Origin of the sequence: Pseudomonas sp. F(2018) (assembly GCF_005508865.1) — a bacterium.
Classification (GTDB): Bacteria; Pseudomonadota; Gammaproteobacteria; order Pseudomonadales; family Pseudomonadaceae; genus Aquipseudomonas.
The window spans coordinates 444,103-467,738 of the sequence record NZ_SCOM01000004.1 but is presented as its reverse complement, the minus strand read 5'-3'; the positions used below and the strand labels follow the sequence as shown (position 1 = coordinate 467,738).

The 23,636-nt window shown below is 66.2% G+C and carries 25 protein-coding genes, 1 tRNA gene and 1 pseudogene; 18 read left to right on the top strand and 9 right to left on the bottom strand.

What is annotated here, in order from left to right; translation table 11 throughout:
* Window positions 1–21 precede the first annotated feature (21 nt).
* The 6 genes from FFS62_RS19125 to FFS62_RS19100 all read left to right on the top strand — a co-directional run bounded on the left by FFS62_RS19125 (window position 22) and on the right by FFS62_RS19100 (window position 4,224).
* Entirely contained in the window at window positions 22–1,506 is a 1,485-nt protein-coding gene (locus FFS62_RS19125; RefSeq protein WP_137974433.1) for a sensor domain-containing diguanylate cyclase, read from the top strand.
* Window positions 1,503–1,709 (top strand): cysteine-rich CWC family protein, encoded by a 207-nt coding sequence (locus FFS62_RS19120; RefSeq protein ID WP_137974432.1) that lies wholly within the window; start codon window positions 1,503–1,505, stop codon window positions 1,707–1,709. Before FFS62_RS19125 ends, FFS62_RS19120 begins: the two co-directional genes overlap by 4 nt.
* A gap of 2 nt (window positions 1,710–1,711) precedes the next feature.
* On the top strand, window positions 1,712–2,404 hold the full coding sequence (locus FFS62_RS19115) for a pseudouridine synthase (protein ID WP_137974431.1): 693 nt from the start codon (window positions 1,712–1,714) through the stop codon (window positions 2,402–2,404).
* A gap of 343 nt (window positions 2,405–2,747) precedes the next feature.
* Window positions 2,748–3,626, top strand: a complete 879-nt coding sequence (locus tag FFS62_RS19110; RefSeq protein WP_137974430.1) for an alpha/beta fold hydrolase — start codon at window positions 2,748–2,750, stop codon at window positions 3,624–3,626.
* Between the two features lie 84 nt (window positions 3,627–3,710).
* Window positions 3,711–3,784: transfer RNA gene (locus tag FFS62_RS19105), tRNA-Gly, on the top strand.
* Window positions 3,785–3,864: 80 nt separating this feature from the next.
* On the top strand, window positions 3,865–4,224 hold the full coding sequence (locus FFS62_RS19100) for a toxin-antitoxin system YwqK family antitoxin (RefSeq protein ID WP_137974429.1): 360 nt from the start codon (window positions 3,865–3,867) through the stop codon (window positions 4,222–4,224).
* A 225-nt stretch (window positions 4,225–4,449) separates the two neighbouring features.
* Here the strand turns inward: FFS62_RS19100 and FFS62_RS19095 are convergent, their stop codons facing one another.
* Window positions 4,450–4,848, bottom strand: a complete 399-nt coding sequence (locus FFS62_RS19095) for a DUF2007 domain-containing protein (protein WP_171016371.1) — start codon at window positions 4,846–4,848, stop codon at window positions 4,450–4,452.
* A 14-nt stretch (window positions 4,849–4,862) separates the two neighbouring features.
* A complete protein-coding gene (locus FFS62_RS19090; protein WP_137974427.1) occupies window positions 4,863–7,070 on the bottom strand; it encodes an OsmC domain/YcaO domain-containing protein in 2,208 nt (735 codons plus the stop codon).
* Window positions 7,071–7,258: 188 nt separating this feature from the next.
* Between FFS62_RS19090 and FFS62_RS23210 the strand changes: the two genes are divergently transcribed.
* Complete coding sequence (locus FFS62_RS23210; RefSeq protein ID WP_171016370.1) at window positions 7,259–7,420, top strand: hypothetical protein; 162 nt, start codon at window positions 7,259–7,261, stop codon at window positions 7,418–7,420.
* 7 nt (window positions 7,421–7,427) lie between these two features.
* Here FFS62_RS23210 and FFS62_RS19085 read toward each other — a convergent pair whose 3' ends face one another.
* The 3 genes and pseudogenes from FFS62_RS19085 to FFS62_RS19075 all read right to left on the bottom strand — a co-directional run bounded on the left by FFS62_RS19085 (window position 7,428) and on the right by FFS62_RS19075 (window position 8,589).
* The gene (locus FFS62_RS19085) at window positions 7,428–7,979 is read right to left on the bottom strand and encodes an ATP-dependent Clp protease proteolytic subunit (protein ID WP_137974426.1); all 552 of its coding nucleotides are present in this window, start codon (window positions 7,977–7,979) and stop codon (window positions 7,428–7,430) included.
* A gap of 54 nt (window positions 7,980–8,033) precedes the next feature.
* Window positions 8,034–8,153, bottom strand: a pseudogene (locus FFS62_RS19080) (KGG domain-containing protein); the annotation flags it as partial.
* 205 nt (window positions 8,154–8,358) lie between these two features.
* On the bottom strand, window positions 8,359–8,589 hold the full coding sequence (locus FFS62_RS19075; protein ID WP_137974424.1) for a hypothetical protein: 231 nt from the start codon (window positions 8,587–8,589) through the stop codon (window positions 8,359–8,361).
* A gap of 182 nt (window positions 8,590–8,771) precedes the next feature.
* Here FFS62_RS19075 and FFS62_RS19070 point away from each other — a divergent pair, with 182 nt between their 5' ends.
* The 4 genes from FFS62_RS19070 to FFS62_RS19055 all read left to right on the top strand — a co-directional run bounded on the left by FFS62_RS19070 (window position 8,772) and on the right by FFS62_RS19055 (window position 14,168).
* Complete coding sequence (locus tag FFS62_RS19070) at window positions 8,772–10,412, top strand: VRR-NUC domain-containing protein (protein ID WP_137974423.1); 1,641 nt, start codon at window positions 8,772–8,774, stop codon at window positions 10,410–10,412.
* Window positions 10,409–12,703 (top strand): ATP-dependent DNA helicase, encoded by a 2,295-nt coding sequence (locus tag FFS62_RS19065; protein ID WP_137974422.1) that lies wholly within the window; start codon window positions 10,409–10,411, stop codon window positions 12,701–12,703. Before FFS62_RS19070 ends, FFS62_RS19065 begins: the two co-directional genes overlap by 4 nt.
* Before the next feature lie 148 nt (window positions 12,704–12,851).
* Window positions 12,852–13,844: a TerC family protein gene (locus FFS62_RS19060; protein WP_137974421.1), complete on the top strand. Its 993-nt coding sequence runs from the start codon at window positions 12,852–12,854 to the stop codon at window positions 13,842–13,844.
* A gap of 18 nt (window positions 13,845–13,862) precedes the next feature.
* Window positions 13,863–14,168, top strand: a complete 306-nt coding sequence (locus FFS62_RS19055; RefSeq protein ID WP_137974420.1) for a hypothetical protein — start codon at window positions 13,863–13,865, stop codon at window positions 14,166–14,168.
* Here the strand turns inward: FFS62_RS19055 and FFS62_RS19050 are convergent, their stop codons facing one another.
* A complete protein-coding gene (locus FFS62_RS19050) occupies window positions 14,169–14,924 on the bottom strand; it encodes an NAD-dependent deacylase (protein ID WP_137974419.1) in 756 nt (251 codons plus the stop codon).
* 123 nt (window positions 14,925–15,047) lie between these two features.
* On the opposite strand from FFS62_RS19050, the gene FFS62_RS19045 reads away from it, so the two are divergent.
* Window positions 15,048–15,374: a YgaP-like transmembrane domain gene (locus tag FFS62_RS19045; RefSeq protein WP_137974418.1), complete on the top strand. Its 327-nt coding sequence runs from the start codon at window positions 15,048–15,050 to the stop codon at window positions 15,372–15,374.
* Between the two features lies 1 nt (window position 15,375).
* Here the strand turns inward: FFS62_RS19045 and FFS62_RS19040 are convergent, their stop codons facing one another.
* The 3 genes from FFS62_RS19040 to FFS62_RS19030 all read right to left on the bottom strand — a co-directional run bounded on the left by FFS62_RS19040 (window position 15,376) and on the right by FFS62_RS19030 (window position 16,314).
* Window positions 15,376–15,612, bottom strand: a complete 237-nt coding sequence (locus FFS62_RS19040; RefSeq protein ID WP_137974417.1) for a hypothetical protein — start codon at window positions 15,610–15,612, stop codon at window positions 15,376–15,378.
* Window positions 15,613–15,701: 89 nt separating this feature from the next.
* Window positions 15,702–15,932: a hypothetical protein gene (locus FFS62_RS19035; protein ID WP_137974416.1), complete on the bottom strand. Its 231-nt coding sequence runs from the start codon at window positions 15,930–15,932 to the stop codon at window positions 15,702–15,704.
* An 88-nt stretch (window positions 15,933–16,020) separates the two neighbouring features.
* Window positions 16,021–16,314 (bottom strand): transcriptional repressor, encoded by a 294-nt coding sequence (locus FFS62_RS19030; RefSeq protein ID WP_137974415.1) that lies wholly within the window; start codon window positions 16,312–16,314, stop codon window positions 16,021–16,023.
* 292 nt (window positions 16,315–16,606) lie between these two features.
* On the opposite strand from FFS62_RS19030, the gene FFS62_RS19025 reads away from it, so the two are divergent.
* From FFS62_RS19025 to FFS62_RS19000, 6 genes are all read left to right on the top strand, one after another.
* A complete protein-coding gene (locus tag FFS62_RS19025) occupies window positions 16,607–16,900 on the top strand; it encodes a lipoprotein (RefSeq protein WP_137974495.1) in 294 nt (97 codons plus the stop codon).
* Between the two features lie 146 nt (window positions 16,901–17,046).
* Window positions 17,047–17,664, top strand: coding sequence for a hemolysin III family protein (locus tag FFS62_RS19020; RefSeq protein ID WP_137974414.1), 618 nt, complete (start codon window positions 17,047–17,049; stop codon window positions 17,662–17,664).
* A gap of 76 nt (window positions 17,665–17,740) precedes the next feature.
* The gene (locus FFS62_RS19015) at window positions 17,741–18,151 is read left to right on the top strand and encodes a YgaP-like transmembrane domain (protein WP_137974413.1); all 411 of its coding nucleotides are present in this window, start codon (window positions 17,741–17,743) and stop codon (window positions 18,149–18,151) included.
* A gap of 154 nt (window positions 18,152–18,305) precedes the next feature.
* Window positions 18,306–19,331, top strand: a complete 1,026-nt coding sequence (locus FFS62_RS19010) for a ligase-associated DNA damage response exonuclease (RefSeq protein ID WP_137974412.1) — start codon at window positions 18,306–18,308, stop codon at window positions 19,329–19,331.
* Complete coding sequence (locus FFS62_RS19005; RefSeq protein WP_137974411.1) at window positions 19,328–21,052, top strand: ATP-dependent DNA ligase; 1,725 nt, start codon at window positions 19,328–19,330, stop codon at window positions 21,050–21,052. Before FFS62_RS19010 ends, FFS62_RS19005 begins: the two co-directional genes overlap by 4 nt.
* A complete protein-coding gene (locus FFS62_RS19000; protein WP_137974410.1) occupies window positions 21,049–23,631 on the top strand; it encodes a ligase-associated DNA damage response DEXH box helicase in 2,583 nt (860 codons plus the stop codon). Before FFS62_RS19005 ends, FFS62_RS19000 begins: the two co-directional genes overlap by 4 nt.
* Window positions 23,632–23,636: the final 5 nt, after the last annotated feature.

Genomic DNA, 23,636 nt, shown 5'->3' with positions numbered 1-23,636 from the left:
ACTTCTTCAAGGCTCAGCCCCATGCCGCTCAGCACGTCCCGCAAGGCCCAGGTTTCTCTTCTGCTACTCCTGACCACTCTGCTGCTGGGTGGCTTCCTCGCCACCAGCCTGGTCAGCTACTACAGCTCGCGCGACAGCATCCGCCACAACATCGTCAACACCGAGCTGCCGCTGACCTCCGACAACATCTATTCGGAGATCCAGAAGGACCTGATCCGCCCGACCCAGATCGCCTCGATGATGTCGCGCGACACCTTCCTGCGCGACTGGGTGATCGCCGGCGAGCGCGACGCCCTGCCGATGACCCGCTACCTGCGCGAAGTGCAGGAGCACTACGGCACCTTCACCAGCTTCTTTATCTCCGAGAAGAGCCGCGTCTACTACCAGGCCAAGGGCGTGCTGAAGAAGATCGACCAGAACGAGCCGCGCGACATCTGGTACTTTCGCGTACGCAACATGGCCGAGCCCTACGAGATCAGCGTCGACCCGGACATGGCCAACAGCGACCGGCTGACCTTCTTCATCAACTTCAAGGTGTTCGACTACCAGAACAACTTCATCGGCGTGGCCGGCGTGGGCCTGACCGTGGACGCCGTGGTCAAGCTGGTGGACGACTACCAGCAGCGCTACGACCGCAGCATCTACTTCACCGACCGCAACGGCCACCTGGTACTCACCGGTGCCGATGGCGGCCCCCTGGGTGCCAAGCGCGGCCAGGCGCTGAGCCAGATTCCGGGCATGGAGCCGCTGCTGGCCAAGCTGCCGCAGCCCAAGAGCGGCAACTTCAGCTATCAGGAACAGGGCCGCGGCCACTTCCTCAACGTGCGCTACATCCCCGAGCTGGACTGGTACCTGTTCGTCGACAAGCACGAGGAAGGCGCCCTCGCCGGTGTGCGCCACACGCTGTACCTCAACCTGCTGATCTGCGTGCTGATCAGCGCCGTGGTGCTGTTCCTGGTCTACCTGGCCACCCGCCGCTACCAGCAGCGCATCGCCGCCCTGGCCACCACCGACGTGCTCACCGCCCTGCCCAACCGCCGTGGCTTCGACCTGCTGGCCGCCCAGGCGCTGCAGGAGGCCATTCGCGACAAGAGCCCGTTGAGCGCCATGCTGCTCGACCTGGACCACTTCAAGCAGCTCAACGACACCCACGGCCACCTGGCCGGCGACCATGTGCTGCGTGGCTTCGCCCAGAGCCTGCAGAGCAACCTGCGCCAGTCCGACATCATCTGCCGCTGGGGCGGCGAGGAGTTCATCCTGCTGCTCAAGGACACCGGCAGCAGCACGGCGCGCCAACTGGGCGAGAAGATCCGCCAGCAGACCGAGGAGCAGATGTTCCCCTTCAATGGCGTCAACCTGCGCATCACCACCAGCATCGGCATCACCGAGCTGCACGGCGACGACAGCCTGGACCGCCTGATCGCCCGCGCCGACCGCGCCCTGTACCGGGCCAAGCAGTCCGGGCGCAACCGCGTGTGCGAAGACGTCAGCGGCCTGCAGCAGTGAACGACGCCGAGCGCTGCCCACGCTGCGGCCAACCCAACCGCTGCGCCCAGGCCGGGCAGACGCAGGCGGTGGAGGACTGCTGGTGTTTCCACACACCCATCGATCGCAGCCTGATCGACGAGCTGCCCGCCGAACACCTCGACAAGACCTGCCTCTGCCCCAACTGCGCCCGCGCCCTGAGTGGCGAACCCAGCGCCGAATAGCCATGCGCCTGGACCGTTTCCTCAGCAACCTGCCGCGCTTCAATCGCGCCGACGCCCGCCTGCTGCTGGCCGCCGGGCGCCTGCGCGTGGATGGAGCAGTCGTGCGCGACGCTCGCTTCGAGGTCCGCGAGTTCAGCCGCATCGAGCTGGACGACGAGCTGCTGCAGGCCGGCAAGCCGGCGCGCTATTTCATGCTCAACAAGCCGGTCGGCGTGGTCAGCGCCACCGAACATGCCGAACACCGCACCGTGCTCGACCTGCTCGACGAACCGGACAAGCACGAACTGCACATCGGCGGGCGCCTGGACCTGACCACCACCGGCCTGCTGATCGTCACCAACGACGGCCTCTGGTCGCGCCTCCTCACCGAGCCACGCAGCCGCCTGGGCAAGGTCTACCGGGTGCGCACCGAACAGCCGATCACCGCCGAATACATCGAGGTGTTCGCCCAGGGCCTGTACTTCGCCTACGAGAACCTCACCACCCTGCCCGCCGAGCTGCAGATACTCGGCAGCCACGAAGCCCTGCTGACCCTGCACGAGGGCCGCTACCACCAGGTCAAGCGCATGTTCGGCCACTTCCAGAACAAGGTCATCGGCCTGCACCGCGAACGCATGGGGCCGCTGCAACTGGACCCGCAGCTGGCACCGGGGCAGTACCGCGCGCTGAGCCCCGCCGAGATCGCCCTGGTGTGAGCGACCGTCGGGCAGAAGCTGCGACCCAGGTCACTCAAGTGACTTGCACCTGCAACACAAGCCTGCTTGAATCAGAACCGTGGTCCGAACGTGACCAATTAGTCGCAACAACACTCTAAGAAAATTCTTCCGGTCGAGTGCCTCAGGCACCACCAACGGGTCTGCCCTCGTCGCGCCGCAAGGCCGATGCCCGTTCCGGAAAGTACCCGCCACTAACAACAATCGTCGGCCAGCCTTTCGAGCCGATCAGGCCCCGTTTCCCAGGCACATGCCTACCTGTCCTGAAGCTCGCGCAGCCGGTTGTCGCTGCGCGTCCGTAGCACCGTGCGTCAGGGGCATGACCATGAAAGCAGAAACCGCTGTGCTGGATATCCAGGGGCAATATCGGGTTTACACGGAGTTCTACCGCGCCGACGGCGCCGAGCAGACCATCATCCTGGTCAACGGCTCGCTGTCGACCACCGCCTCCTTCGCGCAGACGGTCCGTTACCTCCACCCCCACTTCAACGTGGTGCTGTTCGACCTGCCCTACGCCGGGCACTCACGCGAATACAACAGCCACGACCAGTTCCTCACCCGCGAGGACGAGGCCGACATCCTGCTGGCGCTGGTCGAACATTTCGCCTGCGACACCGTGCTGTCCTTCTCCTGGGGCGGCATCGCCACCCTCCAGGCCCTGGCCCGCAAACCGCCGAGGATAGAGCGCGCGGTGATCAACTCGTTCTCGCCGGTGGTCAACAGCGCCATGCTCGGCTACCTGCGCGCCGGCCTGGCGGTGATGCGCGACTGCGACCGCGAGAGCATCGGCATGGTGCTCAACGGCACCATCGGCAAGCACCTGCCGTCGCTGTTCAAGCGCTACAACCATCGCCACGTCACCAGCCTGGAACGCTACGAATACGAGCAGATGAGCTTCCACGTGGAAACCGTGCTGAACAACGGCGGCCGCTCCTGCGTCAGCTTCGCCGGTCAGATCGACATACCGCTGCTGTTCGTCAACGGCGAGTGGGACGAATACACCACCCCGGAAGACGCGCGCCTGTTCACCCAGTACGTGCGCCATGGCGAATTCCGCACCATCCCCCAGGCCGGGCATTTCCTCGACATGGAACACAAGGCCGCCTGGATGCAGACCCGCGACGCGCTGCTGGCCTTCCTGCTACCGCCAACCACCAGCCGCGCCCGCAGCCAGACGGCGGATAACCATGCCCTGGCCGTTTGAGAGCGATTGTGAGCAAAACGGGCGCCGCCCCTGCGCCCAAGCTTCACCTGGGCAGGCGATTCTGGTACAAAGTCAGCCGCCCGAGCGGGCGTCGTATAATGGCATTACCTGAGCTTCCCAAGCTCATGACGAGGGTTCGATTCCCTTCGCCCGCTCCAGAATCTCTACGTTGAAGCCCTGCTCTGCAGGGCTTTTTCGTTTCTACCTTGATAGGTCAGAGTTCACTGGAGAAAGCTGTATGAGCACGCGAGTAGTTACTAGCTACTACGATTCCGGCGAAAAGGCATCCGAACACGAAGAAGCCAACGGCATTCTGTCTGGGCATGTACGGCGCTGGCATCAGAATGGACAACTGTTTGTAGAAGCAGAGTACAAAGACGGTCTGGCTCACGGAGTTTCGCAACAGTGGACGGAGTCTGGCATTCAGACTCTATTTTGCATTCGCAAGAAAGGTAACTTGCATGGCAAATATCAGTCTTGGTGGGACGATGGAGTACCAAAGGAAGAAGGTATTTTTCTTGATGGTGTCCGACAGCCTGGCTACCGCTGGTACAAAACAGACGGCACGCTTTGGAAAGAGCTTCAAACTGAAAGCTGATTGACGAACCAATGCCGTAGATTAGGGGCCACAGCTACCGAAGGGCCAGCGACAGAAGTCATCCGGCCACTTTTCTCGATATAGGCTCCCGCGTGACCACTTCACCCAGAGAGCTATAGGTAAGCCGTGTGTCTAGTTCTCCGTCGTCATCGGAGTCGATATCCGCCGACACCAGTTTCCCTAGCCGGAAATGCTCCACCCGCTGTGGCAACCCTGTCGTGGGCTTTACGTATTCCAAGCGTATGTCCACGCTTCATCGAGATGGCCATCTCGATCATGGTCGACACCGTCCACCGTTCCAGGGGCCTTATATATCGCATACAAGCCCCCAACTCCGACAACCAAGCCAAGCAGAAAACCTGCAAAACCGCTGTACTTGGGAGACTCTTTCCGAGCGGCAGAAGCCGGGGTCACCTCGGTGGCCTCCCACCGCTCGATTATGGCTCTAGCATTTGAGAAGTCCTTATCCTCGACCACCAAACGGACTAGACCAATAGCCGGAAGACCACCGACCGCTCCCTGAAGGTATTCGCCCTGAATGTGACTTGAAATGCCTTGCTGCCTGAGCAGCTCGAGCAACATGTGCGCTTCAGCAGAGTTTGATGCTTCGTAGAGTGTCTTCATGACTAGTCCTTTGGTCATTGCCGGGACATGGCTGTCGCATTCGCCCGCGCCGCATGCAGCTTCTTGTAGCTCTCCACCAACCGCAGATGCTTGTCGAGGCCCTCCAGCTGCATGCTGGTCGGCGTCAGGCCATGGAAGCGCACGCTGCCGTCCACCGAGCCCAGCGCTGCGTCCATGCGCTCGTTACCGAACATGCGGCGGAAGTTGGCCTCGTAGTCGGCCATGTCCAGATCGTCGTCCAGCTGCACTTCCAGCACCACGTTGAGCGCCTGGTAGAACAGGCCGCGCTCGACGGTGTTGTCGTTGTACTGCAGGAAGGCCTCGACCAGCCCCTTGGCCTGCTCGAACTTCTTCAGCGCCACGTAGATCAGCAGCTTCAGCTCGAGGATGGTCAGCTGGCCCCACACGGTGTTGTCGTCGAACTCGATGCCGATCAGCGTGGTGATGTCGGTGTAGTCGTCGACCTCGCAGTTCTCCAGGCTCTTGAGCAGGGACTTGAGGCGCAGGTCGCTGAGGCTGTGCAGGTTGAGGATGTCGGAGCGGAAGATCAGCGCCTTGTTGGTGTTGTCCCAGATCAGGTCTTCCACCGGGTAGATTTCCGAATAGCCCGGCACCAGGATGCGGCAGGCGTTGGCGCCAAGGTCGTCGTACACGGCCATGTACACCTCCTTGCCCAGGTCTTCGAGGATGCCGAACAGGGTCGCGGCCTCCTGAGCATTGGAGTCCTCGCCTTCACCGGAGAAGTCCCACTCGACGAACTCGTAGTCGGCCTTGGCGCTGAAGAAGCGCCAGGACACCACGCCGCTGGAATCGATGAAGTGCTCGACGAAGTTGTTCGGCTCGGTGAGCGCCTGGCTCTCGAAGGTCGGCTGCGGCAGATCGTTGAGGCCCTCGAAGCTGCGGCCCTGGAGCAGTTCGGTGAGGCTGCGCTCCAGCGCCACCTCGAAGCTCGGGTGGGCGCCGAACGAGGCGAACACACCGCCGGTGCGCGGGTTCATCAGGGTCACGCACATCACCGGGAATTCACCACCCAGGGAGGCGTCCTTGACCAGCACGGGGAAGCCCTGCTCCTCCAGGCCCTTGATGCCGGCGACGATGCCCGGGTACTTGGCTAGCACTTCCTGCGGCACGTCGGGCAGGGCCAGTTCTTCTTCGAGGATTTCGCGCTTGACCGCACGCTCGAAGATTTCCGACAGGCACTGCACCTGCGCCTCGGCCAGGGTGTTGCCGGCGCTCATGCCGTTGGAGAGATACAGGTTCTCGATCAGGTTGGACGGGAAGTACACCACCTCGCCGTCCGACTGGCGCACGAAGGGCAGCGAGCAGATGCCACGGGCCTTGTTGCCGGAGTTGGTGTCGTACAGGTGCGAGCCGCGCAGCTCGCCGTCCGGGTTGTAGATCTCCAGGCAGTACTCGTCGAGGATCTCCTCCGGCAGCGCGTCTTTCGGCCCCGGTTTGAACCACTGCTCGTTCGGGTAATGCACGAAGGGTGCATTGGCGATCTCCTCGCTCCAGAACTGGTCGTTGTAGAAGAAGTTGCAGTTCAGGCGCTCGATGAACTCGCCCAGCGCCGAGGCCAGCGCACTTTCCTTGGTCGCGCCCTTGCCGTTGGTGAAGCACAGCGGCGACTGCGCATCACGAATATGCAGCGACCAGACGTTGGGCACGATGTTGCGCCAGGAGGCGATCTCGATCTTCATGCCCAGGCCGGCGAGGATGGCCGACATGTTGGCGATGGTCTGCTCCAGTGGCAGGTCCTTGCCGAGGATGCGCGTGCCCTCGCCCTCGGTCAGTGCCGGGATCAGCAGGGCCTGGGCGTCGGCGTCGAGGTTGTCGACTTCCTCGATGATGAAGTCGGGGCCGGTCTGCACCACCTTCTTCACGGTGCAGCGGTCGATGGAGCGCAGGATGCCGACACGGTCCTTCGCGGAGATGTCCGCCGGCAGCTCGACCTGGATCTTGAAGATCTGCTTGTAGCGATCTTCCGGGTCGACGATGTTGTTCTGCGACAGGCGAATGTTTTCCGTGGGGATGTTGCGCGTCTGGCAGTACAGCTTGACGAAGTAGGCCGCGCACAGCGCCGAGGACGCCAGGAAGTAGTCGAACGGCCCCGGCGCCGAGCCGTCGCCCTTGTAGCGAATGGGCTGGTCGGCGATCACCGTGAAGTCATCGAATTTGGCTTCGAGACGAAGGTTGTCGAGAAAGTTGACCTTGATTTCCATGCGGGATTACCAGACTAGCGAGCCAAACGATGTGTGGCCGGCATTATCCGTTATTCCGCCCTCTCCGGGTGCGCAGGCATTGAGCCATCACGAAATGTGATGCATGGCACATTTTTAATCAGCCTGAAATGTCGACAACGTCACAAAGCTTGGTAGGCTCTCGGCGAACCCCACACAGGAGTTTTCCGATGAAGGAACAACGGAAGTACCTCGCGTTGCGTGCTCATATCGAAAGCCTGCTCCAGGACGGAGCGCAGATCGTCAGCCGTGTACCTTTCACCCTGCGCATCAGCGGACACCTGTTCCGCGTGCAGCACGGCATGTTGATCGGTAACTCGGCAGCAGCCTGACGGCGAGTCAGGAGTGCACGCACCAGCTCACCGACTCGGCCGGCATGCCTAGGCAATCCACCGAGTGGATCAGGCCTGAGGCGAAGGCATCCTGCGCATTGATGATGCGCGGTGCCGCCGTCAGGCAATCGAGCACATCCAGCGGCACCTGGGCACCACGGGTACGCTCCTCGACGATGCTGACGTACAGCTGCAGGTCATAGTCCAGACTCATGGCATATTCCGACATGCGCGCATGGTCGACCGCGCCATTCAGCGTCCAGTGAAAGGGATGAAAGAGAAACTTGCTGTGGTGGCAGGCCGTGCGCTGCTCGCCAGCCAGGAAGATGATGTTGCCCATGGACTCGACCGTGCCGAGGTTGTGGGTCTTCACCGGCACTGGCAGGGAAATGAGGAAGTTGTAGAGGGAGAAGCCGTAGCTGCATTCGCCGCCCATGGTGGCGATCTTGATGACCAGCTCGTCGGCGCCCTGCTGGATGGCCTGTGAGCACTTGTCGATCAGTTGGCCGCAGGTGGTCGAGTTGATCGGTGCGGTGAAATGAATCACATGGCTGCGCATGCCCGCTCTCCAGGACAAACGATGAGCGGAAGCCGAAGCTTCCGCTCGTTTGCATCAGCGGTCGCGACCGCCTCCGCCGCTGTTTTGGCCGCCTTTGCGGCCGGCTTCGGACGCCTTCTGGCGATCGTTGGCGAAGTTGCCTCCGCCACTCTGACCACCTTGGCGGCCACTTTCCTGGCGGGACTGCTGGTTGTTGCCAGAGCCCGATTTGCTCTTGTCTCCGGTCATGATGACCTCCATCTCTTCAGTCGTTGGATGTGAGACACACATCTTTCATACGGTTTCGATGGCGCCTCAGAGTGACTGAGTGGGCAGGCCGCCGTGCGGTTTCATGTTTTTTCCGCCGCTGCGGACGAATGGCCGCGTGCCCCGCTGCGCTTCAGCTGCCGGCGATGCCGGTGATGGTGATGCCGTAGTGACGCAGCAGCAGCACCGCCGGTTCGCTGCTGCGCTTGTCCTGGCCATCGCCGAAATCGCCCTGCTCCAGGTTCTCTCTGGCCCAGGCCAACAGATGCTCCACGGCCTCCTCCATTTCCGGCCTGTGACCGGCCTGCATATCCAGCGTGCTGGTGTTGTTGTCCTTGCTGTAAGTGATGGTCCATTGCGCCATGCTGATCTCCTGCGTAGTGCGTGCCTGACCACCGGGCCAGACGCGTGCGTACAGAATTCGAGTGGTCAGCGGGAACAAGGGTTCAGCCAATAAGCCAAGCGGCAGTGCAGACGGTCGGGCCGGGGTTGCATGAACAGACCGCGTCGCGCACCCTTACCTGTATATAAAGCCAGTACAGCACCATGCTCGCGCCGCTCGACTTCCCCCTCTACTACCTCAGCAACTTCCGCACGGCGCTGGCCTGGATCGAGCAGCGCTATGCCGACCTGCTGGACGCGGACGAGCAAGCCTTTGTGGCGCATTTCCGCACGCTGCCGGAAGCCTCCCAGGCGCTGCTGGTGCGCCTGGTCATGCGCAAGGGCCCGCATTTCCGCGCGGGCAAGCTGGCCTATGCGGAGATCGGCGATATCGCTGCGGCGGCCGCCCCGCTGCTGAGCCTGGGCTGGCTGATCGAGGATGCCGAGCTGGAGCTGGACACGCTGTTCGCCCTGCTGCGCAAGGACGAGCTGCTCGCCACCTTCGCCGAGGCCCGGGCGCTGCGCAGCCTGAAGAAGAGCGCGCTGCTGGAGGCGCTGCGCGAATCGCACCCGACGGCGCGCACCTTCGCCCAGTGGAGCGCAGGGCTGGACCTGCTCTACAGCCTGACCGTCGGCCCGCTGTGCGATCGCCTGCGCCTGCTGTTCTTCGGCAACCTGGCGCAGGACTGGTCCGAGTTCGTGCTGGCCGAGCTGGGCATCTACCGCTACGAGAGCGTGGCCATCGGCAACGACTCGCGCGGCTTCCGCAGCCGACTCGATGTCGACCGTTACCTGCACCTGCAGCACTGCCGCGAGCTGTTCGAGGCGGGCCTGCCGGTTGCCGAGGTGCTGCTCGAACTGGGCGACTTTGCCAGCGACAACCCCCACCTGGTGCGGCGCCACGCCAAGCTGCTGTTCCACCTCGGCCAGCAGCTGGAGCGCGAGGGCGAGCTGGCCGAGGCCGCCGCCCTGTACACCATCAGCAGCCATGGCGAGGCACGCCAGCGCCGGGTGCGCGTGCTGGAAAAGCTCGGCGAGTTCCGGCAGGCCCACGACCTGGCGACTGCTGCCCTGCTCTCCCCGCACAACGATGCCGAAACCCAGGCGCTGGAGCGCGCCCTGCCGCGCCTGCAGCGCCAGCTCGGCCTGCCCAAGCAGCCACGCAGGCCCCCGGCCGAGGCCGGGCTGCTCGAACTGGAGCTGCCGCAGCCGCTGGAACTGAGCGTGGAATGGGCGGTGCAGCAGCACCTGCACGACGAGCAGGCGCCGGCCTTCTACGTGGAAAACACCCTGGTCTGCAGCCTGTTCGGCCTGCTGTGCTGGGAGGCGATCTTCGCCCCGCTGCCCGGTGCATTCTTCCACCCCTTCCACGCCGGGCCGGTGGACCTGCACGACGGCGACTTCCGCAGCCGCCGCCATGGGCTGTTCGAACGCTGCCTGGCGCTGCTCGATGACGGCAGCCACGCCGAGGCGATTCGTGCCACCTACGCGGCCAAGCACGGCATCGTCTCGCCCTTCGTGCACTGGGCGGTGCTCACCCCCGAGCTGCTGGAGACCGCCCTGCACTGCCTGCCACCGGCGCACCTGCGCGCCTGGTTCGAACGCCTGCTCGGCGACATCCGCGCCAACCGTGCCGGCATGCCGGACCTGATCCAATTCTGGCCGGCCGAACGGCGCTACCGGATGATCGAGGTGAAGGGCCCCGGCGACCGCCTGCAGGACAACCAGAAGCGCTGGCTGGCCTTCTGCGCCCAGCACGGCATGCCGGTGGACGTCTGCTACGTGCGCTGGAGCGCGCCCGCGTGAGCTATGCCGTGGCCGTGCGCGCGCTGTGCGAGTTCACCGCCAAGCAGGGCGACCTCGACCTGCGCTTCACTCCCGCACCCACCGCCGCCGAGGGCATGGCCGGGCACAGCACGGTGGTCGATCGGCGCGGCGCCGGCTACCTCGCCGAACTGCCGCTGGCCGGCGAGTATCCGGGCCTGCGGGTCAGCGGTCGCGCCGACGGCTACGACCCGGCGCAGAACCTGCTGGAGGAGATCAAGACCCACCGCGGCGACGTGGCGCGCATACCGGACAACCACCGGGTGCTGCACTGGGCCCAGGTCAAGGTCTACGGCTGGCTGCTGTGCGACGCGCTGGAGCTGCCGCACATCGACCTGGCGGTGGTGTATTTCAACGTGCTGTCGCAGAAGGAGACGGTGTTTCGCGAGCGTTTCGACGCCGCCGAGCTGAAGACTTTCTTCGAGCTGCAGTGCGCACGCTTCGTCGCCTGGGCCGAGCAGGAGACCGCACACCGCGAGGCGCGCAACGCCAGCCTGGAGACGCTGCGCTTCCCCTACCCGAGTTTCCGCCGCGGCCAGCGCCAGCTCGCCGAATCCGTGTACCGCGCCGCCCGCGATGGCGACTTCCTGCTGGCCCAGGCCACGACCGGCATCGGCAAGACCCTGGCCACCCTGTTCCCGCAGCTCAAGGCGTTTCCCGGCCAGGATCTGGACCGCCTGTTCTTCCTCACCGCCAAGACCCCGGGCCGGCGCCTGGCGCTGGACGCCCTGGCCAGCCTGCGCGCGCAAGAGGAAAACATGCCGCTGCGGGTGCTGGAGCACGTGGCCCGTGACAAGGCCTGCGAACACCTGGACAAGGCCTGTCACGGCGACTCCTGCCCGCTGGCCAAGGGCTTCTACGACCGCCTGCCGGCCGCCCGCGCCGCCGCCCTCGAACGCCGCTGGCTGACCCAGGAGGCCGTGCGCGAGATCGCCCTGGCGCACCAGGTCTGCCCCTACTACCTGTCCCAGGAGCTATGCCGCTGGAGCGATGTGGTGGTCGGCGACTACAACTACTACTTCGACATGACCGCCCTGCTCCACGGCCTGACCGTGCTCAATGGCTGGAAGGTCACCCTGCTGGTGGACGAGGCGCACAACCTGATCGACCGCGCCCGCGGCATGTACAGCGCCGAGCTGGACCAGGCCGAGTTCAACGCCCTGCGCAAGGTCGCCCCGGCCGGCCTCAAGGGCGTGCTGGAGCGCGTCGGCCGGCACTGGAACCAGCTGCACCGCGATCAGGAAGTGCCGTACCAGATCTATCCGGCCATCTCCGACCTGTTCATCGTCGCCCTGCACAAGGCGGTGAGCGCCATTACCGACCACCTCACCGACCAGCCCGAGGGCAACCAGGCCGCGTTGCTGCGCTTCTACCTCGACGCCATGCTGTTCTGCCGCCTGGCCGAGGCCTTCGGCCCGCACTCGCTGTTCGACATCACCCGCCACGACTCCCGCAGCAGCCGCAGCCTGTCGACCCTGTGCCTGCGCAACATCGTGCCGGCGCGCTTCCTCGCCGAGCGCTTCGCCAACGCCCACAGCGCCACGCTGTTCTCCGCCACCCTCAGCCCCGGCCACTATCACGCCGACCTGCTCGGCCTGCCGCGCGACTGGCAGTGGCTGGAGGTGCAGTCGCCGTTCAGCGCCGAGCAGCTCAGGGTCCAGGCGCTGGCCAACCTGTCGACCCGCTACCAGCATCGCGAGACCAGCCTGGCGCCCATCACCGACCTGGTGGCCCGCCAGTTCCGCGAACAGCCGGGCAACTACCTGGCCTTCTTCAGCAGCTACGCCTACCTGGAGCAGGCCCTGGACAACTTCCGCCGCGCTCACCCGGACATCCCGGTGTGGGCACAGTCGCGCAGCATGAACGAGGCCGAGCGCCAGGCCTTTCTCGAACGCTTCAGTGAGGGCTCCCGGGGCATCGGCTTCGCCGTGCTCGGCGGCGCCTTCGGCGAGGGTATCGACCTGCCCGGCAAGCGTCTGATCGGCGCCTTTATCGCCACCCTCGGCCTGCCGCAGGTCAACCCGGTCAACGAGGAAGTGAAGGCGCGCATGCAGCAGATGTTTGGCAACGGCTACGACTACGCCTATCTCTACCCGGGCCTGCAGAAGGTGGTGCAGGCCGCCGGTCGGGTGATCCGCACCACCGAGGACCAGGGCGTGGTCTACCTGCTGGACGACCGTTTCACCCGTGGCGAAGTGCGCCAGCTGCTGCCCAGCTGGTGGCAGGTCGAGCGCAGCCGCTACCAGGCGAGCCTGGAACCGGTCGATCCCTAGGGGCCGTACACACTTTGCAAACACCCGCTGCTTGAGGCTCGGCGGAATTTCCTTATCCTCCGCAGCCGTGACACCGGGCCCCTCTGACGGCTAGCCGCCGCCATGTCGGAGTCATAGTTGGTACAACTACGACTTAAAGGAGGGGCTCATGACTGCCCTAGATTCGTTTCTCTTCGCCGACCTGCTCGGCACCGCCACCTGGCTGTGGCTGACCTTCTTCGCCCTGGTAGCCGCCCTGCTGGCCTTCGACCTCGGCATCCTGCACCGCGACAACCGCGACATCGGCGTCAAGGAGAGCCTGCTGCTGTCCGCCGGCTACATCTCCATGGGCCTGCTGTTCGCCGTCTGGGTGTTCTTCCAGAAGGGCGGCGATGCCAGCATGGACTACCTCACCGGCTTCCTCATCGAGAAGTCGCTGTCGATGGACAACGTGTTCGTCATGGCGCTGATCTTCAGCTTCCTGGCCATCCCGCGGCAGTACCAGCACAAGGTGCTGTTCTGGGGAATCATGGGCGTGATCGTGCTGCGCGCCATCATGATCGGCCTGGGCGCCGCGCTGATCAGCGAGTTCGACTGGATCCTCTACGTGTTCGGCGCCTTCCTGCTGCTGACCGGCGTGAAGATGCTGTTCTCCAAGGTCGACGACGAGCCGGACCTGTCGAAGAACCGCTTCGTCAACTGGCTGCGTAACCACCTGCCGGTGACCGACCGCCTGCACGAGCAGAAATTCTTCGTGCGCCAGGAAGACGCCAGCGGCAAGCTCAAGCTGTGGATCACCCCGCTGTTCCTGGCCCTGATCCTGATCGAGCTGGCCGACCTGGTGTTCGCCGTGGACAGCGTGCCGGCGATCTTCGCCATCACCCAGGATCCGTTCATCGTCTACACCTCGAACATCTTCGCCATCCTCGGCCTGCGCGCCCTGTACTTCGCCCTGGCCGCGATGATCCACCGCTTCGCCTACCTGAAGTACGCCCTGGCCCTGGTGCTGGTGTTCATCGGCGGCAAGATCTTCCTGCACGGCATCATCGGTAAGGTACCGGCCGTGATCTCGCTCAGCGTGACCGTGGGCCTGCTGGCCGGTGGCGTGCTGCTGTCGCTGTGGAAGACCCGCAACCAGCCCGCCCACAAGCTCGAATCCTGATTGCAGAGGAGTTTCATCATGTCCCCCATCAAACCACTGCTGCTCGGCCTGGGCCTGTTCGCCCTGGCCGGCTGCGACACCGCCGAACAGGCTGCCGAGAGCTTCGCCGAGAAAGTCGAACAGGCCGCCGTCGATCAGGTGAAAGAGAGCCTGGGCGAAACCCTCAAGGGGCTCGATGAACAGGTCGAGCAGCTCAACGACAAGGTCGATCAGGCCCAGGAAGGCACCCGCGAATGGCTGGACCAGGCGCAGCCGAAAGCCGAGCAGGACACACCTGAGCAAGAGGCCGAACAACAGCCGCAACAGGACATGATCGAGACCTGATCAGTCGGTGAAGGCCGCCTGCAGCAGCTGCGGCAGCACCACCCCGGCGGCGCCCGGCAGGCTGTATTCGCGCGGCCCGCCAGGCGCCACCGGCTGTGGGTTGATGTGCACCACGCAGGCGCCATGGCGCGCGGCGATCTGCGGCACCTGAGCCGCCGGATAGACCAGCCCCGAGGTGCCGATCGACAACAGCAGGTCGCACTCGGCGGCCGCCGCGAAGGCCTGCTGCAGAGCGGCCTCAGGCATCGATTCGCCGAACCACACCACGCCCGGGCGCACCGGCCCGCCACAACGCTCGCAGCGTGGCGGCGGCAGGCGCCTGCCCTCCTCCGGCTCGTCCAGCTCGCGGGCAAGGCCGCTGTAGGGCGCGGCGCAATCGAAACAGCGCGGCGCCTGCAGGCTGCCGTGCAGATGGATCACCTCCGCGCTGCCGGCACGCTCGTGCAGGTCGTCGACGTTCTGTGTCACCAGGGTCAGGCGCGGCACCCGGCCCGCCAGCTCGGCGATGGCCCGGTGCGCCGGGTTGGGCATGGCGCGCAGCACCCGCTGGCGACGCCATTCGTACCAGCCCCAGACCAGGTCCGGGTCGGCCGCGAACGCCTCGGGCGTGGCCAGCCGCGCGGGATCGAAGCGTGCCCACAGACCGGTCAGCGCATCGCGAAAGGTGGGAATGCCGCTCTCCGCCGACACCCCGGCGCCGGTGAACACCAGCAGGTGGCGACTGTCGCGCAGGGCCTGAACTATCGCAGCAAGCATGTCGGGCACTCCCAGACCAAGAGCCGCCATTCTGGCCAAGCCCGGACACCTGCGCCACTCATCACGGCGATGGAACGGGCCGGAGCACGGCCGGTCGCACACTAACCCATCAGGAGAAACGCCATGCACAACGTCCAAGGTTACGAACGCGCACTGTCCATCGGTTTCGGTCTGGCCGGCCTCGCCTGCGGTCTGCATCGCGGCGGCATAGGTGGCATCGGCCTGGCCACCGCGGGCGGTCTCGGCCTGCTACGCGGCCTGACCGGCCACTGCGTGATGAAAGGCTATCTGCAGGATCCGCATCACGAGATCCACTACCTCAAGGGTGAACTGCTGCGCCTGCGCGAGGCCTTGGCCCGGCTGGGCCCGCAGGACCCGGCGATCGAACCGCCCCTGGGCGCGGACACCATGGTCTCCGGCTTCGATCGTTCGCTGCTCAACAGCCGCTGACCTAGGCCGAGCAGAGATTGCGGATGGCCCGCGAGGCACTGCTGGACGAAGCCCGGCGCAGCTTGAGGTAGGCCTCACGGGCATTGGCGGCGCAGCGACTCAGGTATTCGCACTCGGCCTGCTGCTCTGCGGTGTAGGGCAGCGCCGTCTCGTTCATGAATTGGATCAGCGCCTGGTGCGCCTCGGCGGACAGCCGGGCCAGCCGGCTCTCTTCCCGGGTGATTCGGGCCTGGTCCATAGAGTTCTTCTCCTGGCGTGAACATTGGTCTCGGCTTTTTGACGCCAGAAAGCCCCAATGTTCCGCAAGAATCGACAACCGGTAACCGATCAGCCGCCGCGCTGGCTGGGCTGGGCGCTGCGCTCCGCATGCTCGGCAGTGCCGACGGCGCGCTCGGCTCCCCGGTGCTCACGTTCGGGCGGGCGCCGCTGGTCGTTGCCCGGGGCGGGCTGGTGCTCGGGGTTCAGGTCCACCTGTCCCGGGCTGAGCGGGTCGGGCTTCCCCGGCAGGGGCGAATGAGGATTCTGATCCTCGGTGGGGTGGTACGGATCGATGGACATGCTCGTCTCCTCGGCCAGGCAGGGGCTGGCCCATGCCGATTGGAGCCGAGCAGGGCTTGAGGGTTCGAGCTATTTAAATGCAGCGGGCTCAGCCGGCCAGCGCCACCGAGCCGGTCTGCGCACGGGCCGGCAGCAGGCGGTACAGGCCCTGTTCGTCACGTTCCACCAGGCCACAGGCGCAGAGGCGGCTGAGCACCTGGCGCACGCTGAGTACGGAAATCTGCTCGTCGGCCAGCAGCAGGAAGCCATGCAGCTCCCGCGAGCGCAGGCCCTTGTCGTTGCGTTGCAACACTTCGAGGATTTTCAGCCGAACCAGGCTGACCTTGAGTCCGGCTCCCTGCAGCATCGCCTTCAATTGCTGACGTTCATCGTTGGCGGTCATGGCACTCTCCCTGTGCGTGTGTGATCCACGTCTTGTTAGTCTGGGGGAAAAACTGTCGAGATGAACAGCTCCTAATCATTAAGACGTACGAGAAGTGAAAAACCTGCAGCGAAACTGCAACTTTTTTGTCTCGCCTGCGACCCTTTCTTTGTGCTATTTCTCGACCCGCTCCGGCTTCGCTGCCAGACAGGGCGCAAGCAGCAACTCGACACCAAGAGCTGCGTCGCCGCCGGGGCCATTGCAAGGGTGGCGGCTGTGCCGCCAGATACAGACAAGCCCGCTGGGGAAAGAAATGAGAAGGCTTGTACTGCTGCTTGTCACGCTGGCGCTGGTCGCCGGCTGCTCCGCAACCGCCAAGACATATGAAAAGAAGGGCCGCAAAGGCCTCAACATCAATTGCTCCGGGCTCACTTCCAGCTGGGAGCAATGCGAACAGAAAGCCACCCGCGCCTGCGGCCCCAAGGGTTACAAGGTGGTGGCCAAGGCCGGCGCCGACCAGGGTAGCGAAGACGATCCGGCCGACTTCGTGTTCGGCATCAATCCCGCCGGCTTCTCCAGCCGCAGCATGATCGTGATCTGCAAATAGACGGGACGTTCGCTTGCCGCCCCGACAAAGGCCCGCCATCGCGGGCCTTTTCCATGGCCTGAAAAAATGCGCGGCGGCCCCGCCTCTCCGCCCACCTACACCTGGCCGGGTATAGTGGCGCCCGTCGCCACCACGAGACGCTACGCATGTACCACGGGGAAAGATTCAACGCCTGGACCCACCTGATCGGCGCGGTGCTGGCCTGCATCGGCGCGATCTGGCTGCTGGTCCTGGCCAGCCTCACGGGCGAGCCGCTGAAGATCGTCGGCGTGGCCGTCTATGGCGTCGCCCTGGTCATGCTGTACAGCATCTCCACGCTCTATCACAGCCTGCGCGGGCGGGCGAAGCTGATCATGCGCAAGCTCGATCACCTGTCGATCTACCTGCTGATCGCCGGCAGCTACACGCCGTTCTGCCTGGTCACGCTCGAGGGCGCCTGGGGCTGGACGCTGTTCGGCATCGTCTGGACCCTGGGCATCATCGGCATGCTGCAGGAGATCAAGCCGCGTTCGGAAGCCCGCGTGCTGTCGCTGGTCATCTACGCGGTGATGGGCTGGATCGTGCTGGTCGCCATCGAGCCGCTGCTCGCCGCCCTGGGTCGCGCCGGCTTCACCTGGCTGGCCGCCGGCGGCGTGCTGTACACGGTGGGCATCCTGTTCTTCGCCTACGACAGCCGCTTCCGCCACTGGCATGGCATCTGGCACCTGTTCGTCATGGCCGGCAGCCTGCTGCACTTCATCGCCATCCTGCGCTACGTGATCTGAGCGCCACTCATCGTCGCAACTGAACACCACCGCGTACCCCCAGTCGGTTACTGAACACTGTCCCTGGAGAAACGCCATGGTTGCATTCGATCCCCAGTCGCGCCACGCGGCTCAGCACGCCTATCAGCGGCACAACATTTCCCACCGGGAGCGGGCATTGTCCACCGCCGCCGGCATCGTCCTCACCGGCGCAGGCCTGCATCGCGGCGGCATCCTGGGCCTGGCCGGGCTCACCCTCGGCGGCCTGCTGCTGGCTCGCGGCGGCACCGGGCACTGCAACCTCAAGGGCCTGCTGGAAGACCCGCAAGCCGAGATCCGCCACCTGCGCGCACGCATACGCCAGCTCAGCGCGACCCTCGCCCACGCCTCCGCCGAGCACAGCGGAACCGACGTGCGCAGCACCGAGGCCTTCGATACCGAGCAGATTCCCGGCGGCAGCTACGCCGTCGATCCCGCATCGGCCAATCGCCTGAGCGGCCACTTCTGACCCTGGCTGCAGCCCTCCCTGGCCATCCAGGCCATGGAGGGCGCGGCGCTTCAGCGCGCCCTGCGCAGCGGCACATTCCACCCTAACCTTTTATCCTGCCCATCGGTCTTAACCGACAACGCGACTCGCGCCCGCAGCAGGACTATCGACACTCATGGACCTGGTCATCGCCCGCCCCGAGGGGCTCTACTGTCCGCCCGGCGACTTCTATATCGACCCCTGGCGCCCGGTCGAGCGCGCCGTGATCACCCACGGCCACGGCGACCATGCCCGCGGCGGCAGTCGCCACTACCTGGCCGCCGCACCCGGCGCCGGCATCCTGCGCACGCGCCTGGGCGCCGATATCAACCTGCAGACCCTGGACTACGGCGAGCGCCTCGATCACCACGGCGTGACGCTGAGCCTGCACCCCGCCGGTCATGTGCTCGGCTCGGCGCAGGTGCGCCTGGAACATCGCGGCGAGGTGTGGGTCGCGTCCGGCGACTACAAGGTCGAACCAGACGGCACCTGCACGCCGTTCGAGCCGGTGCGCTGCCACACCTTCATCACCGAATCGACCTTCGGCCTGCCGATCTACCGCTGGCAGCCGCAGGCGCAGATCTTCGCCGGCATCGACACCTGGTGGCGGCAGAACCAGGCCGCCGGCCGCGCCAGCGTGCTGTTCTGCTACGCCTTCGGCAAGGCGCAACGCATCCTCCACGGCATCGACGCAAGCATCGGGCCAATCCTCGGCCACGGCTCGATGGAGCCGCTCAACCAGGTCTACCGCGACGCCGGCGTGCACCTACCGCCCACCCTGTACGCCGGCGACTTCAAGAAGAGCGACCCGCTGCTGCGCCAGGCGCTGATCCTCGCCCCGCCCTCGGCCGGCGGCAGCACCTGGATGCGCCGCTTCGGCGAGTACAGCGACGCCTTCGCCAGCGGCTGGATGATGCTGCGCGGCACGCGCCGGCGCCGTGGTGTGGACCGCGGTTTCGTGCTCTCCGACCATGCCGACTGGCCGGGCCTGCTGTGGGCCATCGAGCAGACCGGTGCCGAGCGGGTGTTCGTCACCCACGGCTCGGTCAGCGTGCTGGTGCGCTACCTGCGCGAACAGGGCCTGGACGCCCAGGGCTTCGATACCGAATACGGCGACGAGGACGAAGCGGCGCCCGCCGCGGCAGCGGAGCCGAGCCCATGAAGGCCTTCGCCGATCTCTACGGGCGCCTCGACGCCACCACTTCGAGCAACGCCAAGCTCGCCGCCCTGCAGGATTACTTCCGCACGGCCAGCGCCGAGGACGCCGCCTGGGCCGTGTACTTCCTCGCCGGCGGCCGTCCGCGCCAGCTGGTGCCGGCCAAGCAGCTGCGCGAACTGGCGATGCAGGCCGCCAACCTGCCGGAATGGCTGTTCGAGGAAAGCTATTCGGCGGTCGGCGACCTGGCCGAGACCATCGCCCTCCTGCTGCCCGAATCCAGCCACGAATCCGGCGATGGCCTGGCCCTGTGGGTCGAGGACAAACTCCTGCCCCTGCGCGGCCTGCCACCGGAAGAACTGGCCGCGCGCCTGCCGCTGTTCTGGGCGCAGCTCGACCGCCAGGCGCTGATGGTGTGCATCAAGCTGATCACCGGTGCCTTCCGCGTCGGCGTATCCAAGCTGCTGGTGACCCGCGCCCTGGCCAGCCTCGCCAACCTCGATGCCAAGCGCGTGGCCCAGCGCCTGGTCGGCTACACCGACCTGTCGCACCGGCCCAGCGCCGAGAGCTACCGCCGGCTGATCGCCGCCGAATCGGACGACGAGCACGCCCAGCGCGGCGGCCAGTCCTACCCGTTCTTTCTCGCCCACGCCCTGCAACTGCCGGTGGAGAAGTTCGAGGAAAGCCTCGGCCCGGTGGAGGCCTGGCAAGTGGAGTGGAAGTGGGACGGCATCCGCGCCCAGCTGGTCAAGCGCGACGGCCGCCTGTGGCTGTGGTCGCGCGGCGAGGAGCTGATCAGCGAACGCTTTCCCGAGCTGGACGAACTGGCTGCGCGCCTGCCCGACGGCACGGTGATCGACGGCGAGCTGGTGGTCTGGCGTCACCCGCCGGCCAACGCCGAACAGGCCAGCCTGATGGAGGTCGACAGCGCCGCGCTGGAAGCGGACGTGGAGGACACGGTCGAGCGCTACGGCATCCAGCCCTTTGCATTGCTGCAGCAGCGCATCGGCCGCAAGACCCTGGGCAAGAAGATCCTCGAAGAAGTGCCGGTGGCCGTGCTCGGCTACGACCTGCTGGAGTGGCAGGGCCACGACTGGCGCAGCCGCCCACAGCACCAGCGACGCGCGCAGCTGGAGCAGGTGATCGCCGCCTGCGCCAGCCCCAGGCTGATGCCCTCGCCGCTGCTGCACGGCGACAGCTGGCAGGCGCTGGCCGAGCAGCGCGAAGCGTCGCGCCGCCTCGGCGTCGAGGGCATGATGCTCAAGGCCCGCGACGCCCTGTATGGCGTGGGCCGGACCAAGGACATGGGCGTGTGGTGGAAGTGGAAGGTCGACCCGTTCAGCGTCGACGCCGTGCTGATCTACGCCCAGCGTGGCCACGGCCGCCGCGCCAGTCTCTACAGCGACTACACCTTTGCCGTGTGGGACGGCCCGCCGGGCGCCAGCGAGCGCAGCCTGGTGCCGTTCGCCAAGGCCTATTCCGGGCTGACCGACGAGGAGATGCGCAAGGTCGACGCCATCGTGCGCAAGACCACCGTGGAGAAGTTCGGCCCGGTGCGCAGCGTCACCCCGACCCTGGTCTTCGAGCTGGGCTTCGAGGGTATCGCCCTGTCCAAGCGCCACAAGAGCGGCATCGCCGTGCGCTTCCCGCGCATGCTGCGCTGGCGCCAGGACAAGACTGTTGAGGAAGCCGACACCCTGGCCATCCTCCAGGATCTGTTGCAATGAGCCTGGCCGGCACCTGGTTCGCCCAGCGCGGGTGGAAGGCCTTCGCCTTCCAGAAGGAGGTCTGGCAGGCCGTGGCCAAGGGCGAGTCCGGCGTGCTACACGCCACCACCGGCTCGGGCAAGACCTATGCGGTGTGGCTGGCCGCGCTCGAGCGCTTTGCCAAGGCCACGCCGGCCACCACCGCCAGCGGCCAGCCGCGCAAACGCCAGCCCGCCGCCGCGCCGCTCGGCGTGCTGTGGATCACCCCGATGCGCGCCTTGGCGGCCGACACCCAGCGCGCCCTGCAGGCGCCGCTGGACGACCTGAACATCGCCTGGAGCGTCGGCCTGCGCACCGGCGACACCGGCAGCAGCGAACGCGCGCGCCAGGGGCGCAAGCTGCCCAGCGCGCTGATCACCACCCCGGAGAGCCTGACCCTGCTGCTGACCCGCAGCGATGCCGAGGCGCAGTTCGCCGGCCTGCGCATGCTGGTGGTGGACGAGTGGCACGAGCTGCTCGGCAACAAGCGCGGCGTGCAGCTGCAACTGGCGCTGGCACGGCTGCGCCGGTGGAATCCGGGGCTGATCGTCTGGGGCCTGTCGGCGACCCTGGGCAACCAGCAGCACGCGCTGCAGGTGTTGCTCGGCGACACCCTGGGGCGCCTGGTGCAGGGCAAGCAGGACAAGAGCCTGCGCATCGACACCCTGCTGCCGCCGGGCATCGAGCGTTTTCCCTGGGCCGGCCACCTGGGCCTGCGCATGCTGCCGCAGGTGGTCGAGGAGGTCGAAGCCAGCAGCACCAGCCTGCTGTTCACCAACACCCGCTCGCAGGCGGAGATCTGGTACCAGGCGCTGCTCGACGCCCGGCCGGACTGGGCCGGGCTGATCGCCCTGCACCACGGTTCGCTGTCGCGCGAGGTGCGCGACTGGGTCGAACTGGGCCTCAAGGACGGCCGGCTGAAGGCTGTGGTGTGCACGTCCAGCCTGGATCTGGGCGTGGACTTCCTGCCGGTGGAGCGGGTGCTGCAGATCGGTTCGGCCAAGGGCGTGGCGCGCCTGCTGCAACGGGCCGGGCGCTCCGGCCACGCACCGGGGCGCGCCTCGCGCATCAGCCTGGTGCCGACCCACGCGCTGGAACTGATCGAAGCCGCCGCCGTGCAGGACGCCGCCGCCGCCGGGCGCATCGAGGCCCGGCAATCACCGCAGAAACCCCTCGACGTGCTGGTCCAGCACCTGGTCAGCATGGCCCTCGGCGGCGGCTTTCGTCCCGACGAGCTGCGCGAGGAAGTGCGCAGCGCCTGGGCCTACCTCGAGCTGAGCGACGAGGAGTGGCAATGGGCGCTGGCCTTCGTCCGCCACGGCGGCAACTCGCTCACCGCCTACCCCGACTACCAGCGCGTGGAGCCCGACGAGCACGGCATCTGGCGCGTACCCAATGCGGCCCTGGCCAGGCGCCACCGCATGAGCGTGGGCACCATCGTCAGCGACGCCAGCATCGCCGTGAAGTTCTGGGCCAAGGGCGGCAGCGGCCGCTCGCTGGGCAGCGTCGAGGAAGGCTTCATCGCCCGTCTGCGCCCCGGAGACTGTTTCCTCTTCGCCGGGCGCCTGCTGGAACTGGTGCGGGTGGAAAACATGACCGCCTACGTCAACCGCGCCACGTCGCGCAAGGCCGCGGTGCCGCGCTGGAATGGCGGGCGCATGCCGCTCTCCAGCGAGCTGGCCGACGCCGTGGTGGCGCGCTTCGGCGAAGCGGCGCAGGGCCAGTTTCGCGGCCCGGAGATGCAGCTGCTGCGCCCGCTGCTGGATGTGCAGCAGGCCTGGTCGGCGCTGCCCACCTCCGACTCGCTGCTGGCGGAAACCCTGCACTCGCGCGAGGGCTGGCACCTGTTCCTCTACCCCTTCGCCGGGCGCAGCGTGCACCTGGGGCTGGCCAGCCTGCTGGCCTGGCGCCTCGGCCAGTTGCAGCCGGCGACCTTCTCCATCGCCGTCAACGACTACGGCCTGGAGCTGCTCTGCGCCAGCCCGGTGGATTGGCCGCGCTGGCTGAACAACGCACTGCTGCGCAGCGACGATCTGCTGCACGACGTGCTCGCCAGCCTGAATGCCGGCGAGCTGGCCCGGCGGCGCTTTCGCGAGATCGCGCGCATCGCCGGGCTGGTGTTCGGCGGCTATCCCGGGGCGGCAAAAAGCGCGCGCCAGTTGCAGGCGTCCAGCGGGCTGTTCTTCGACGTGTTCCAGCAATACGACCCAGGCAACCTGCTGCTGACCCAGGCCCAGGAGGAGGTGCTGCGCCAGGAGCTGGACGTGCAGCACCTGCAGCACACCTTGCAACGCCTGCGCGGGTTGCGCCTGGACCTGCGCGAGGTACAGCGCCCGCCACCGCTGGCCTTTCCCTTGCTGGTGGAACGCTTTCGCGAGAGCCTCAGCTCGGAGAAGCTCGCCGACCGCATCGCCCGCCTGCTCGCCGACCTGGAGAAGGCCGCAGGCCCCGGCGCCTACCAGGCCGAGAGCGCGCCCGAAGTGGAGCGCGAACGACCGCGGGCGCGCACACCGCGGCAGAGCAAGAACGGGCTGCCGCGGGTGAAGAAGCGTACCGGCTAAGCGAA